13 protein-coding genes and 2 tRNA genes are annotated in these 13,994 nt (G+C 57.6%); 9 read left to right on the top strand and 6 right to left on the bottom strand.

Annotation, left to right across the window (positions count from 1 at the left end):
* From GHN92_RS23030 to GHN92_RS23015, 4 genes are all read right to left on the bottom strand, one after another.
* On the bottom strand, positions 1 to 241 hold a 241-nt coding region (locus GHN92_RS23030; RefSeq protein WP_153381276.1), incomplete at its 3' end, for a DUF4880 domain-containing protein.
* A complete protein-coding gene (locus GHN92_RS23025) occupies positions 234 to 740 on the bottom strand; it encodes a sigma-70 family RNA polymerase sigma factor (protein WP_095017676.1) in 507 nt (168 codons plus the stop codon). The genes GHN92_RS23030 and GHN92_RS23025, both read right to left, overlap by 8 nt.
* A 192-nt stretch (positions 741 to 932) precedes the next feature.
* Positions 933 to 1,019 (bottom strand) — tRNA-Leu (locus GHN92_RS23020).
* 174 nt (positions 1,020 to 1,193) lie between these two features.
* Positions 1,194 to 1,280 (bottom strand) — tRNA-Leu (locus GHN92_RS23015).
* A gap of 227 nt (positions 1,281 to 1,507) precedes the next feature.
* On the opposite strand from GHN92_RS23015, the gene rnr reads away from it, so the two are divergent.
* The 8 genes from rnr (at position 1,508) to GHN92_RS22975 (ending at position 11,376) form a co-directional block, all read left to right on the top strand.
* The gene (gene rnr, locus GHN92_RS23010) at positions 1,508 to 4,171 is read left to right on the top strand and encodes a ribonuclease R (RefSeq protein ID WP_095000963.1); all 2,664 of its coding nucleotides are present in this window, start codon (positions 1,508 to 1,510) and stop codon (positions 4,169 to 4,171) included.
* Positions 4,168 to 4,932 carry a 23S rRNA (guanosine(2251)-2'-O)-methyltransferase RlmB gene (rlmB, locus tag GHN92_RS23005; protein ID WP_095000964.1) on the top strand — a complete coding sequence of 255 codons (765 nt, stop codon included), beginning with the start codon at positions 4,168 to 4,170 and terminating at the stop codon, positions 4,930 to 4,932. The genes rnr and rlmB overlap by 4 nt, the downstream gene beginning before the upstream one ends.
* A 306-nt stretch (positions 4,933 to 5,238) precedes the next feature.
* Positions 5,239 to 5,664 carry a 30S ribosomal protein S6 gene (gene rpsF / locus GHN92_RS23000; protein WP_003439045.1) on the top strand — a complete coding sequence of 142 codons (426 nt, stop codon included), beginning with the start codon at positions 5,239 to 5,241 and terminating at the stop codon, positions 5,662 to 5,664.
* 28 nt (positions 5,665 to 5,692) lie between these two features.
* Positions 5,693 to 5,923 carry a 30S ribosomal protein S18 gene (gene rpsR / locus GHN92_RS22995; protein ID WP_003171373.1) on the top strand — a complete coding sequence of 77 codons (231 nt, stop codon included), beginning with the start codon at positions 5,693 to 5,695 and terminating at the stop codon, positions 5,921 to 5,923.
* Positions 5,924 to 5,959: 36 nt separating this feature from the next.
* Positions 5,960 to 6,856, top strand: coding sequence for a hypothetical protein (locus GHN92_RS22990; protein WP_153381273.1), 897 nt, complete (start codon positions 5,960 to 5,962; stop codon positions 6,854 to 6,856).
* Between the two features lie 19 nt (positions 6,857 to 6,875).
* Positions 6,876 to 7,322, top strand: coding sequence for a 50S ribosomal protein L9 (rplI, locus tag GHN92_RS22985; RefSeq protein ID WP_003439047.1), 447 nt, complete (start codon positions 6,876 to 6,878; stop codon positions 7,320 to 7,322).
* Between the two features lie 120 nt (positions 7,323 to 7,442).
* Positions 7,443 to 8,837 (top strand): replicative DNA helicase, encoded by a 1,395-nt coding sequence (gene dnaB, locus GHN92_RS22980; protein ID WP_016783319.1) that lies wholly within the window; start codon positions 7,443 to 7,445, stop codon positions 8,835 to 8,837.
* A 232-nt stretch (positions 8,838 to 9,069) separates the two neighbouring features.
* The gene (locus GHN92_RS22975; RefSeq protein ID WP_095000967.1) at positions 9,070 to 11,376 is read left to right on the top strand and encodes a YgiQ family radical SAM protein; all 2,307 of its coding nucleotides are present in this window, start codon (positions 9,070 to 9,072) and stop codon (positions 11,374 to 11,376) included.
* 350 nt (positions 11,377 to 11,726) lie between these two features.
* Here the strand turns inward: GHN92_RS22975 and GHN92_RS22970 are convergent, their stop codons facing one another.
* Positions 11,727 to 11,927, bottom strand: coding sequence for a hypothetical protein (locus tag GHN92_RS22970; RefSeq protein WP_095000968.1), 201 nt, complete (start codon positions 11,925 to 11,927; stop codon positions 11,727 to 11,729).
* 332 nt (positions 11,928 to 12,259) lie between these two features.
* Here GHN92_RS22970 and azu point away from each other — a divergent pair, with 332 nt between their 5' ends.
* Positions 12,260 to 12,706 carry an azurin gene (gene azu, locus GHN92_RS22965; RefSeq protein WP_095000969.1) on the top strand — a complete coding sequence of 149 codons (447 nt, stop codon included), beginning with the start codon at positions 12,260 to 12,262 and terminating at the stop codon, positions 12,704 to 12,706.
* Positions 12,707 to 12,763: 57 nt separating this feature from the next.
* Here azu and GHN92_RS22960 read toward each other — a convergent pair whose 3' ends face one another.
* The gene (locus GHN92_RS22960; RefSeq protein WP_153381271.1) at positions 12,764 to 13,786 is read right to left on the bottom strand and encodes a DUF1338 domain-containing protein; all 1,023 of its coding nucleotides are present in this window, start codon (positions 13,784 to 13,786) and stop codon (positions 12,764 to 12,766) included.
* Positions 13,787 to 13,994 lie beyond the last annotated feature (208 nt).

Here is a 13,994-nt window from a genome sequence, read left to right as displayed (position 1 = left end):
GGCGCTGGGGTGGGCGTGCCATCGGCGGGGCCGGTGCTGTTGTCGCCGGCAGGGTGAGCGCCTCGCCGCTCAGGCTCCAGACCTTGAGCGCCTTGCGATAAGCCGCGTCGTGCTCAGGGGCGCTGGCGCGCCAGTGGTTCAGGCGTTCGGTCAGTTCGGAGTCTTGAGGGTTCTCCTGGATCAGCAGCAGCCAGTCCAGTGCGGTTTCCCAGATCGGGTTCGGGGGCGGTTTTTCAGTCATCACTCAGTTGTTCCGCGCAGTAGGTCAGGGCGTCGCGGACCAATTGGTGGGCCAGGCTCACGGATATGCCAAGTTGCGTGCCGATTTGCTGAAACGTCAGGCCTTGCAGGCGATGCAATACGAATGCCTGGCGCGTGCGCTCCGGCAGGCGGGACAAAGCATGTTGCAATTTGCGTAATTCGTCCACATGCAAGGCTTGCTGCTCGGGCGAAGGCGCGTTGGAAATGTGTTCGTCCAATGATTCGCTATGGGTGGTGTGGCGGTTTTCCAGGGTTGCCCGGCGATTGAGGTCAAAGGCCAGGTTGCGCACGATACGGTAAAGATAGCCCACCGGTTGTGTCAGCGGGGCGAGGTTGTCCGCGCCCTGGCTGAAGCGCAGCCAGGCGTCTTGAACCACATCTTCTGCCTTGGCCCGGCAGCCCACGATGGGGGCGGCATAGTCGACCAGGGCGATACGATGCGTCAGGTAAAGCTGGAGCCTGTCATTGGTGTCGGGCACGGGTATCCAGGAGGATGAGCCAGGGATCTGAAGTTGGCCGGATATTAATGCGGATGAGATAGATTATCAAATACGACCTTTAGGCCGCAGATAAAAGGTATCGAAGAGGGCAGGAAGGAATCCCGGAAACTAAAAAGCCCGCTTTCGCGGGCTTTTTGAGTGGTTACACAGGGTGAACCTGTAAACCTGAATTGGTGCCCAGAAGAAGACTCGAACTTCCACGACCTTGCGGTCACCAGCACCTGAAGCTGGCGTGTCTACCAATTTCACCATCTGGGCAGTATCAGCAACGTTGCCGCTGTTGATGTGGCGCATAATACGTAGAGCTTTTCGATCTGTAAACCCCTGTTTTAATTTTATTAAATCAGGGGCTTAGCTGACCCGGAATGCAAAAACCCGCTTTCGCGGGTTTTTGTGTGAGGCTGAAGAGTGTACTACTCTGCAATCTCGAATTGGTGCCCAGAAGAAGACTCGAACTTCCACGACCTTGCGATCACCAGCACCTGAAGCTGGCGTGTCTACCAATTTCACCATCTGGGCAGTATCTTCAACGCTGTTGCCGTTGTTGATGGCGCGCATCTTACGGACGAACCTTTGACCTGTAAAGCGTTGTGTTTAAAAATAGTGAAAATATTTCGCGAACGGTTGGTCGACAGCAGCAAAGCGCGTCAGAAAGGACTAATAAGGCCCAGTGTGTGCCTGAAATTTCCCGTTTCAATACGCGTATGCCAAACTAACCCGCATATAGACAAGGTGAAAACTATCTAATGGCCGATTGGCAGACCCTCGATCCCGAGGCCGCACGTGAAGCGGAAAAATACGAAAACCCTATCCCTAGCCGCGAACTGATCCTTCAGCACCTGGCCGAGCGTGGCTCGCCTGCTGCTCGTGAACAGTTGGTGGAAGAGTTCGGTCTGACCACAGAAGACCAAATCGAGGCCTTGCGCCGTCGCCTGCGTGCGATGGAGCGCGATGCCCAACTGATTTACACCCGCCGTGGCACTTACGCGCCGGTGGACAAGCTCGACCTGATTCTCGGCCGTATCAGTGGCCACCGCGATGGCTTCGGCTTCCTGGTTCCGGACGACGGCAGCGACGACCTGTTCATGAGCCCTGCGCAAATGCGCCTGGTGTTCGATGGCGACCGTGCGCTGGCCCGTGTTTCGGGGCTGGACCGTCGTGGTCGTCGTGAAGGCGTGATCGTCGAAGTGGTTTCCCGTGCTCACGAAACCATCGTGGGTCGCTACTTTGAAGAAGGTGGTATTGGCTTCGTAGTGGCCGACAACCCGAAGATCCAGCAAGAAGTGCTGGTAACCCCGGGTCGCAACGCTGGCGCAAAAATCGGTCAGTTCGTCGAAGTGAAGATTACTCACTGGCCTACGCCGCGTTTCCAGCCGCAAGGCGATGTACTGGAGGTTGTAGGCAACTACATGGCTCCGGGCATGGAAATCGATATTGCCCTGCGTACTTACGACATTCCTCACGTATGGCCGGAAGCTGTGCTTAAGGAAGCAAGCCGTCTGAAGCCGGAAGTCGAAGAGAAAGACAAAGAGAAGCGCATCGACCTGCGTCATCTGCCGTTCGTCACCATTGACGGCGAAGATGCTCGCGACTTCGATGACGCCGTATTCTGCGAAGCCAAGCCTGGCAAGCTGCGCCTGTTCTCCGGCGGCTGGAAGTTGTACGTGGCAATTGCCGACGTCTCCAGCTACGTGAAAATCGGTTCGGCCCTGGATGCCGAAGCCCAGGTTCGCGGCAACTCGGTGTACTTCCCTGAGCGCGTGATCCCGATGCTGCCTGAGCAGCTGTCCAACGGCCTGTGCTCGCTGAACCCGAAAGTCGACCGTTTGGCCATGGTTTGCGAGATGACCATCTCCAAAACCGGCGAAATGACCGACTATCAGTTCTACGAAGCGGTGATCCATTCCCAGGCACGTCTGACCTACAACAAGGTCAGCACTATTCTGGAGCAGCCGAAAACCAGCGAAGCCAAGCAACTGCGCAGCGAATACGCTGATGTGGTGCCGCACCTCAAGCAGTTGTACTCGTTGTACAAGGTGTTGCTGGCAGCTCGTCATACCCGTGGCGCGATTGATTTTGAAACCCAGGAAACCCGGATCATCTTCGGTTCCGATCGCAAAATTGCCGATATTCGCCCGACCACCCGTAACGATGCGCACAAGCTGATTGAAGAGTGCATGCTGGCGGCCAACGTGGCCACCGCCGAGTTCCTCAAGAAGCACGAGATTCCTGCGCTGTATCGTGTCCACGATGGTCCGCCGCCGGAGCGTCTGGAAAAACTGCGTGCGTTCCTCGGTGAGCTGGGCCTGAGCCTGCACAAAGGTAAAGATGGTCCGTCGCCGAAGGATTACCAGGCATTGCTGGCCAGCATCAAGGACCGTCCGGATTTCCACCTGATCCAGACCGTAATGCTGCGTTCGTTGAGCCAGGCGGTATACAGCTCCGATAACCAGGGCCACTTCGGCCTGAATTATGAAGCCTATACCCACTTCACCTCGCCGATTCGTCGCTACCCTGACCTGTTGACCCACCGTGCGATCCGCAGCGTGATCCATTCCAAGATGGATACCCCGCACGTTCGCCGTGCTGGTGCGATGACCATTCCGAAAGCGCGCATCTATCCGTACGACGAAGCGATCCTGGAGCAGCTCGGCGAGCAGTGCTCCATGAGCGAGCGCCGTGCCGACGAAGCCACCCGCGATGTGACCAACTGGCTCAAGTGCGAGTTCATGAAGGATCGCGTAGGTGAGTCGTTCCCTGGCGTGGTAACGGCAGTGACCGGTTTTGGCCTGTTCGTGGAACTGACCGATATCTATGTTGAAGGTCTGGTTCACGTAACTGCCTTGCCGGGCGACTACTACCACTTCGACCCTGTGCATCACCGCCTGGCGGGCGAGCGCACCGGTCGCAGCTTCCGCTTGGGTGATACCGTTGAAGTGCGGGTCATGCGCGTCGATCTCGACGAGCGCAAGATCGACTTCGAAATGGCGGAAAAAACCCTCAGTGCGCCGATTGGTCGTAAAAATCGTACTGCTGATGCGCCTAAAACCAGGAATGCAGGCAAGGCCGGTACCAAGCCGACTGAAAAGCCGGTTGAGCCAGCCCCGGCTGCACGTCGCAGTGCACCGGCCAAGCCCGCTAAAAAATCCTCGGATGATGCTTATCGCCCAAGCGATGCTGCGGCAAAAAACGCCGAGCTGCGCAAAAGCCGTGAACTGAAACAGGCGCTGCTGGCCGAATCGAAAAGCGGCGGTCGGACATCGGAGCCGGGAAAGTCGGGTAGGGGGGCGCCTGCAAAAGATGCGGGCAAGCCTTCCAAGCCGAGCAAACATCGTAAAGGCCCGCCAAAATCGGGCACCGCTCCAGCCGCCAAAAGCGGCGGGGCGCGCAAACCTAAGGCCAAGTCATGAGTCTGGAAAAAATCTATGGCGTGCATGCCGTAGAAGCATTGCTGCGTCACCATCCCAAGCGCGTCAAGCAGGTATGGCTGGCAGAAGGTCGCAGTGATCCGCGTGTACAAACGCTGATCGAGCTGGCCAACGAAAACCGTGTGGCTGTCGGCCAGGCCGAGCGTCGTGAAATGGACGTCTGGGTCGAAGGCGTGCACCAGGGTGTGGTGGCGGACGTGAGTCCGAGCCAGGTCTGGGGCGAAGCCATGCTCGACGAGCTGCTCGATCGCACTGAAGGTGCCCCGTTGCTGCTGGTGCTGGACGGCGTGACCGATCCCCACAACCTGGGTGCTTGCCTGCGTTCGGCGGATGCTGCCGGTGCGCTGGCTGTTATCGTGCCCAAGGACAAATCTGCAACGCTGACGCCGACGGTACGAAAAGTAGCCTGCGGTGCAGCGGAAGTTATTCCGTTGGTTGCCGTGACCAACCTGGCGCGTACCCTGGAGAAGCTCCAGCAGCGCGGCTTGTGGGTTGTCGGTACGGCCGGTGAGGCTGAAGTCAGTATCTATGACCAGGACCTGACCGGCCCGACCATCCTGATCATGGGGGCAGAAGGCAAGGGCATGCGTCGCCTGACCCGTGAGCACTGTGATTACCTGGTCAAGCTGCCGATGGCCGGCAGCGTCAGCAGCCTGAACGTTTCGGTGGCGACAGGTGTTTGCCTGTTCGAAGCCCAGCGTCAGCGCGGCGCCAAGGCCAAGACTTCTTCGAAGAAGAAGTAAGCTGGCTGGCTGTTAAATGTGGGAGCGGGCTTGCTCGCGATGCGTATCACGCGGTGTCTCTGGATGACCGCAGCGATGCCATCGCGAGCCAGCCCGCTCCCACATTGGTTTGTGGCGTATACAAGTAAAGATTGTTCAAATAATCACCAATTGCCTTGCGCCTCTGTTGTCCCTTCTCTACAATTGCGCCCCTTGCCGTCATGGCGGGCGCATATGTGCCTCTCTAGGCAAGACACACAAGTGTCATTCACTCCTTGTCTGACCGCTTTTTAGTTAGCGGCAGGCTACAACCCGTAAGGAGCATTCATGCGTCATTACGAAATCATCTTTTTGGTCCACCCGGATCAAAGCGAACAAGTCGGCGGCATGGTAGAGCGTTACACCAAGCTGATCGAAGAAGACGGCGGCAAAATCCACCGTCTGGAAGATTGGGGCCGTCGTCAACTGGCCTACGCAATCAACAATGTTCACAAGGCTCACTACGTGATGCTGAACGTTGAGTGCACTGGCAAAGCCCTGGCTGAGCTGGAAGACAACTTCCGTTACAACGATGCTGTGATCCGTAACCTGGTCATCCGTCGCGACGAAGCCGTAACTGGCCAGTCCGAGATGCTCAAGGCTGAAGAGAACCGCAGTGAGCGCCGTGAGCGTCGTGACCGTCCTGAGCATTCTGACAGCGCCGATGGCGATGACAGCGATAACAGCGACGCCAGCGATAACGCTGACGAGTAATCCACGGACCTTTTGAGGAGCCAATTACATGGCACGTTTCTTCCGTCGTCGTAAATTCTGCCGCTTCACCGCAGAAGAAGTGAAAGAGATCGATTACAAGGATCTCAACACTCTGAAAGCTTACGTATCCGAGACCGGCAAAATTGTTCCAAGCCGTATCACCGGTACTAAAGCTCGTTATCAGCGTCAGCTGGCCACCGCTATCAAGCGCGCCCGCTTCCTGGCCCTGCTGGCCTACACCGACAGCCACGGCCGCTGAGACCGGGCAGTCGACAAGTAGTAAAGGATTGAAAGCATGCGCGCCTTAGCTGAGTTCATCATGCGAGGCCGTGTGCAGGCCACGTTAATCGTGGCCGGATGTGCGGCATTGCCGTTCTTGTTCTGGTTGAGTGCTGCTGCAGGTAGCCTGGTGCTTCTGCGGCGCGGTCCGAGAGATGCCTTGAGCATTCTCTCATGGGCGTTACTGCCGGCCTTGGTCTGGTGGTTTATCGGAGAGCCCCGCACCCTTATGGTGCTGCTGGGAACTCTGGGGCTGGCGTTGATGTTACGCGCCGGTCAGTCCTGGAATCGCGTGCTGCTGGTCAGCGTAGCGTTGGGTGTGGTGTATGGCGTGGTCCTGGGTACGGTTTTCCGCGAACCCATTGGTGCGATGGCGCAGGAGTTGGAAAAACTTCTGCCGCAGGTCCTCAATGGTCTCTACGACAAGTTATCTGACGTAGAGCGAGCGCGCCTTGGAGCACTGATTGCACCCGTCCTCACCGGTTTGATTGCAGCTTTGATGCAGGTCGTCAGCGTGCTGAGCCTGATACTTGGGCGTTATTGGCAGGCGTTGTTGTATAACCCGGGTGGTTTTGCCAGCGAATTTCGCAGCATCCGCCTACCGCTGGGACCAGCGCTCGGATTGCTGGCGTGCATGCTTGTAGGGCCGAACTTCGGTCCCGAAATGGCCATGCTTACGCCGTTGTGCAGCGTAGCGTTGTTCTTCGCCGGGCTGGCCCTGATTCATGGGCTGGTGGCGCAAAAGCGACTGGCCAAGTTCTGGCTGGTGGGGTTGTACGTCACGCTGTTGCTGTTTATGCAGCTGATCTATCCGTTGCTCGTGGTCTTGGCCATTGTCGACAGCCTGATTGATTTTCGCGGACGTCTGGCGCCGAAAGGCACCGATAAAGACTCTGCGGACGGTGAAGGTTAAAAGTTAAGAGGATTTTCACATGCAACTGATCCTTCTGGAAAAAGTCGCGAACCTGGGCAACCTGGGCGACAAAGTAAATGTTAAGGCCGGTTACGGTCGTAACTACCTGCTGCCGTACGGCAAAGCTACCGCTGCAACCGCTGCCAACCTGGCTGCGTTTGAAGAGCGTCGTGCTGAGCTGGAACAAGCTGCTGCAGACAAAAAAGCTTCGGCTGAAACACGCGCTGCCCAACTGGCTGAGCTGGAAGTGACTATCACTGCCACCGCTGGCGACGAAGGCAAGCTGTTCGGCTCGATCGGCACTCACGACATCGCTGATGCACTGACCGCCTCCGGCGTTGAAGTTGCAAAAAGCGAAGTTCGTCTGCCGAACGGCACTATCCGCAACGTTGGCGAATTCGACGTGGCTGTGCACCTGCACGCCGAAGTTGAAGCAACCGTACGCGTTGTTGTGGTAGCTGCTTAAGCAGTCTTAACTGACTGGCACCTTGTGTGCCGGACGGTTAACATCGGGCACGATCCTGTTTACAGGTCGTGCCCTTTGTCTTTCTGCAGATCCTGATTTTCAAACTAATTCCAAGTGGCCATGAACGATATCTCCGCTCCTGAGCAATACGATCTACAAACCGCAGCCCTGAAGGTGCCTCCGCATTCCATCGAGGCCGAACAGGCTGTGCTCGGTGGTTTGATGCTGGACAACAACGCCTGGGAACGCGTGCTGGATCAGGTTTCGGACGGTGATTTTTATCGACATGACCACCGCCTGATCTTCCGCGCCATTGCCAAGCTGGCAGATCAGAACTCCCCGATTGACGTCGTGACCCTTGCCGAGCAACTGGACAAGGAAGGTCAGACTTCGCAGGTGGGCGGCCTGGGCTACCTCGGTGAACTGGCAAAAAATACGCCGTCGGTCGCCAACATCAAGGCCTACGCCCAGATCGTGCGTCAGCGTGCGACGTTGCGTCAGCTTATCGGTATCAGCACCGAAATCGCCGACAGTGCATTCAACCCGGAAGGGCGCAGCGCCGAAGAAATCCTCGATGAGGCCGAGCGCCAGATCTTTGCCATTGCCGAGGCCCGGCCAAAAACCGGTGGCCCGGTGAGCGTCAATGATCTGTTGACCAAAGCCATCGACCGTATCGACACGCTGTTCAACACCGACAACGCCATCACCGGCCTGTCCACCGGTTACACCGACCTCGATGGCATGACCAGCGGCTTGCAGCCTGCGGACTTGATTATCGTCGCCGGTCGTCCATCGATGGGTAAAACCACCTTTGCGATGAACCTGGTTGAAAACGCCGTATTGCGCAGCGAGAAAGCGGTACTGGTTTACTCTCTCGAGATGCCAGGTGAATCGCTGATCATGCGTATGCTGTCATCGCTGGGTCGCATCGACCAGACCAAGGTCCGGGCCGGTCGCCTCGAAGACGACGATTGGCCGCGCCTGACCTCGGCGGTCAACCTGCTCAATGACCGTAAACTGTTTATCGACGATACCGCGGGCATCAGCCCCTCGGAAATGCGCGCCCGTACCCGGCGACTGGTGCGTGAGCACGGCGATATCGGCCTGATCATGATCGACTACCTGCAATTGATGCAGATCCCGGGTTCCGGCGGTGACAACCGTACCAACGAAATCTCCGAGATTTCCCGCTCCCTCAAGGCGCTGGCCAAGGAATTCAACTGCCCGGTAGTCGCGCTGTCACAGCTCAACCGTTCCCTGGAGCAGCGGCCCAACAAGCGCCCGATCAACTCCGACTTGCGTGAATCCGGAGCCATCGAGCAGGACGCCGACGTCATCATGTTCGTGTACCGGGACGAGGTGTACCACCCCGAGACCGAGCACAAGGGCATTGCCGAGATCATCATCGGCAAGCAGCGTAACGGCCCGATTGGCACCACGCGCCTGGCGTTTATCGGCAAATACACGCGCTTCGAAAACCTGGCGCCAGGCAGTTACAACTTCGACGACGATTAACCTGTCCGGCTTCTGTGGGAGCTGGCCTGCCAGCGATAGCATCGACGCGGTCAATCAGATAGATCGCGCCGCCTGAATCGCGAGCAAGCTCGCTCCCACAGACAATATGCCTGCGCCAATCAATTCCGACCATTGCCGTCGGAATTGGTCATTTTTTGTGCTATATTCCGCGCCCGCGAATTTCTTAGTAAATGCCGCGCCCCCTTTTTTGCACTCAACACCGGTCATCGACATGCAATCAGCCAAGCCTCTATTTGACTATCCGAAGTACTGGGCCGAATGTTTCGGCCCAGCACCATTCCTGCCCATGAGCAGGGAGGAGATGGATCAGCTTGGCTGGGATTCATGCGACATCATCATCGTGACGGGTGATGCCTATGTCGATCACCCGTCATTTGGTATGGCCATCATTGGTCGCTTGTTGGAGTCCCAGGGTTTCCGTGTGGGCATCATTGCCCAGCCGAACTGGCAGTCCAAAGACGACTTTATGAAGCTGGGCGAGCCGAACCTGTTCTTCGGCGTTGCCGCCGGCAACATGGACTCGATGATCAACCGCTACACCGCTGACAAAAAGATCCGTTCCGATGACGCCTACACCCCCGGTGGCATGGCAGGCAAACGTCCGGATCGCGCCAGTCTGGTGTACAGCCAGCGCTGCAAGGAAGCCTACAAAAACGTACCGATCGTACTCGGCGGTATCGAAGCTTCGTTGCGCCGTATCGCGCATTACGACTACTGGCAGGACCGCGTACGCAATTCGATCCTGATCGACGCCTGTGCCGATATCCTGTTGTACGGCAACGCCGAGCGCGCCATCGTCGAAGTAGCCCAGCGTCTGTCCTACGGCCACAAAGTCGAAGACATCACCGATGTGCGCGGCACCGCGTTCATTCGTCGCGATACGCCAAAAGACTGGTATGAAGTCGACTCCACGCGTATTGACCGTCCGGGCAAGATCGACAAGATCATCAACCCGTACGTCAACACCCAGGACACCCAGGCCTGCGCCATCGAGCAGGAAAAGGGCCCGGTTGAAGACCCGAACGAAGCCAAGGTCGTGCAGATCCTGGCCAGCCCGCGCATGACCCGTGACAAGACGGTCATCCGTCTGCCATCGGTCGAGAAAGTACGTGCTGATGCGGTGCTGTATGCCCACGCCAACCGCGTGCTGCACCTTGAAACCAACCCGGGCAACGCCCGTGCGCTGGTGCAAAAGCACGGCGAAGTGGATGTATGGTTCAACCCGCCACCGATCCCGATGACCACTGAAGAAATGGACTACGTGTTTGGCATGCCTTACGCACGTATTCCCCATCCTGCGTACGGCAAGGAAAAAATCCCGGCCTACGACATGATCCGTTTCTCGGTGAACATCATGCGTGGCTGCTTTGGTGGTTGCACCTTCTGCTCGATTACCGAGCACGAAGGCCGCATCATCCAGAACCGCTCCGAAGAGTCGATCATTCGCGAAATCGAAGAGATCCGCGACAAGGTGCCAGGCTTTACCGGGGTTATTTCCGACCTTGGCGGCCCGACCGCGAACATGTACCGCATCGCCTGCAAAACGCCAGAAATCGAATCCGCGTGCCGCAAGCCGTCCTGCGTTTTCCCGGGCATCTGCCCGAACCTGAACACCGACCACTCGTCGCTGATTCAGCTTTACCGCAGCGCCCGTGCCTTGCCGGGCGTGAAGAAAATCCTGATCGCTTCCGGTCTGCGTTACGACCTTGCCGTCGAGTCGCCGGAATACGTGAAGGAACTGGTCACCCACCACGTCGGTGGTTACCTGAAGATCGCCCCGGAACACACCGAGGAAGGTCCGCTCAACCAGATGATGAAGCCGGGCATTGGCAGCTATGACAAGTTCAAGCGCATGTTCGAGAAGTACACCAAGGAAGCAGGCAAAGAGCAGTACCTGATCCCGTACTTCATTGCCGCTCACCCCGGCACTAAAGACGAAGACATGATGAACCTGGCCATCTGGCTCAAGACCAACGGTTTCCGTGCCGACCAGGTGCAGGCGTTCTACCCGTCGCCGATGGCTACCGCCACCGCGATGTACCACTCGGGCAAGAACCCGCTGCGCAAGGTCACGTACAAGAGCGACTCGGTGACCATCGTCAAGAGCGAGGAGCAGCGCCGCCTGCACAAGGCGTTCCTGCGCTATCACGACCCGAAAGGCTGGCCGATGCTGCGTGAGGCGCTGACCCGCATGGGCCGTGCCGACCTGATCGGTTCGGGCAAGGACCAGTTGATCCCGTTGCATCAGCCGGCGACCGACAGTTACCAGAGTGCCCGTCGCAAAAACTCGACGCCTGCCGGTAGCCACAAGGTCGCGGGTGAGAAGACCACCAAGATCCTGACCCAGCACACTGGCCTGCCGCCGCGTGCCAGTGATGGTGGCAACCCGTGGGACAAGCGTGAACAGGCCAAGGCTGCTGCGTTTGCCCGCAACAAGCAGGCCGCCAAGGAGCGCCAGGAAGCAGCCAAGGGCGGCAAGAGCCAGCGCCCGGCCCGCAAGCCGGTAGTGCCGCGCTAAGCCTGCCCTTGTAGATACTCTGTTGCAGGTCAAGCCCTATTGTGGGAGCGAGCCTGCTCGCGAACGACCTTCGCGAGCAGGCTCGCTCCCACAGTTGCAGTGTTCCTTCGGCAGCTGCTACGGTTTTGCGTAAATTGCAGTACTTCAACGCCAGCCTTAGGGCTGGCGTTGTGCTTTCTGCGCGCTGAGAGGCCTGCCACGGGTTTGTAGGCTGTTTGCTGTCGCGGAGTAAGGGAATGAGGTTTGAAGCGTCTGAGGGCGTTCAGGCTAACTGCGAGGATCAGCAGGCGGGCTGCTGATCCTGATCACAGATCCTGTGGGCCGGGTTGTGGATAACCGGGCCGAGGGGGTCAAGCAGTTGGAGCTTTGTCTTCTGGCGCGCCGGTATCTTCTGCGGCGTCTTCACTTTCGCTGTCGACTTCGTGGTCCAGCTCGGTATCAACAGTACCGCCTTCAGCAGCCGCTTTCTTGCGGGCAGCCTTTTCCTCTTTCTTCTGCTCTTTAGCCAAGTCTCTTTGACGCTTAGCGAAGTTATAGTTTGGTTTGGCCATGGGCGATCCTCTTGGGGTCGAAGGTGAGGTTGAGCGGCGCGTATTCTGCCCTGTATTAGTGCTTAGCCGTTAGCTGGGTTTTTGCAAGGTTGCACATTGCGCTAAAAATACGACTCTACACCCACGCAAAAGCCGGTTGTGGATTAAATCTAGTTACTTATTCCCCCAAAATTCAAAATGATGGCCTAAGGTTATAAGCCTGAAGTCCATTCTGGGATGGATTGTGTCGATTGTGGCGATAGACCATGACGCAGATCATATGAATCGATACAATTTTCAGGCAATCTGTATACAGATTTTTGCTTCCCCATACCCTGCCTTGGAGATACACCATGTTTGCCAAAGTTGTTGCGGTATCCCTTTTGACTCTGGCCAGCGGCCATTTGCTGGCGGCTGAGTGCGCTGTAACTGTCGATTCGACTGACCAAATGTCTTACAACACCAAAGAGATCGTCATCGACAAATCCTGCAAGACCTTCACCGTTAACCTGACGCACTCCGGCAATCTGCCGAAAAACGTCATGGGTCATAACTGGGTCTTGAGCAAAAAGGCAGACATGCAGGCAGTTTCTACCGACGGCATTGCCGCTGGCCTGGACAAAAACTATCTCAAGGACGGTGATGAGCGCATCATCGCCCACACCAAAGTGATTGGCGCCGGTGAGAAAGATTCCGTGACCTTCGATGTGGCCAAGCTGAAAGCGGGCGAAGAATATGAATTCTTCTGCACCTTCCCGGGCCACAACTCGATGATGAAAGGCGCTGTGGTTCTTAAATAACACCACCCAAGCCCTTAACAGCCCTGACGTGCCCTGCGCCGTCAGGGCTGTTTGCGTTCAGGCCCTGGAGTCGGTCATCTTGAAAATGCCCTGGGCGTTGCTGCTGTCGAAGTTCAGATCGATGCGGCCGGTATCAGGGTCGATCTTGCGTTGGATGAACTCCACAAATGACCCCGGCACTGCGTGCTCGCGGTACACCCCGGCAGCATCGACCAGGCCGCGGCTGACCGTGCTGGCGCGATAGGCGGTTTGCATCACCCGCCCCGAGGCGGACACTTCGATGCTGTCTTTCATGGGCCGTTGCAAGTCACGTTGTTGCGCCACACAGGCTTCGAGGTCCGGCACGCGATCGGTCAGATGGTTGAAGCTGTTGCCCTCGGTTGCGATCCAGGCCATCTCGGCGCTTTCAGCGAGGAGGCAGTTGTAGTCCGTTTCCTGTACCACGCCATGCTGCCGGCCGAATGCTTGATACAGCCCTGGCAACAGGGCCTGCGCCTGGCTCAGGCTGCAGTGGTGGGTGAGGCTCAGGGTCTTGAGGATGCTGTGGTGGTGGGCCTGCAGCGGGTCAAGGCTGGAACCGACCACGCGGCTGACGGCCTGTTGAAAAGCCTCGCTGAAGCGGCCGGGGTGCAGTTCCGAGACAAAGAACTGGGCGATGTCTTCGGGCAGATCCATTTGTCGGTAGCCCCAGCCGGTCATGTTCAGCTTGGTCAGCGGGTAGGTTCGCACATCGGTAAAGCCCAGTGGCTCCAGCAAACGGGCAAATGCCTGGCGGCCGCGGGGCAGTTCGCCGTTGGCAGGCCAGTCCACCGTACGGAGGGCGCCATGGTCGAACACTACCTTGCGGCCATGCTGTGCCTGTTCCTGTACATAGCGTCGGCCTTCAGGCACGGCTTCAACCAGTTTGTGCAGCAGGCACAGGTTCAGTGCTTCGGCGAGCCACACCCGGTGCAGTGCCTGTTCATGCCAGTTGAAGCGCAGCAGCCCTTCAGGCACTTCGACATGCTCACGCAACCAGGCGGTGGCCGGTTGGCCGAGCACGGAATCGACAAGGGAGAACAAACCATCGAAAGCAGGCATGGGGCAGGGCTCTGGCGACGAAATAGACGTCTATCAAAGCCTTTGGCCGTTGCGGCCACAAGCGAAAAAAATTGCGGGGTTCATTCCGTTTTTTCCGGGTAGGAAAAAGCCCCTCACCCTAGCCCTCTCCCTGTATGGACCGGGGACATCGCGAACACTTTGTTCGGAGACATAGCGAACAGTTAGCGCAGCGATTTCCCTGATATTA

Origin of the sequence: Pseudomonas sp. FSL R10-2964 (assembly GCF_009600035.1) — a bacterium.
GTDB classification, from domain to species: Bacteria; Pseudomonadota; Gammaproteobacteria; order Pseudomonadales; family Pseudomonadaceae; genus Aquipseudomonas; species Aquipseudomonas bubulae.
Note: the sequence above shows the minus strand (reverse complement) of the source record. Positions and strands in the feature narration are given on the sequence as shown.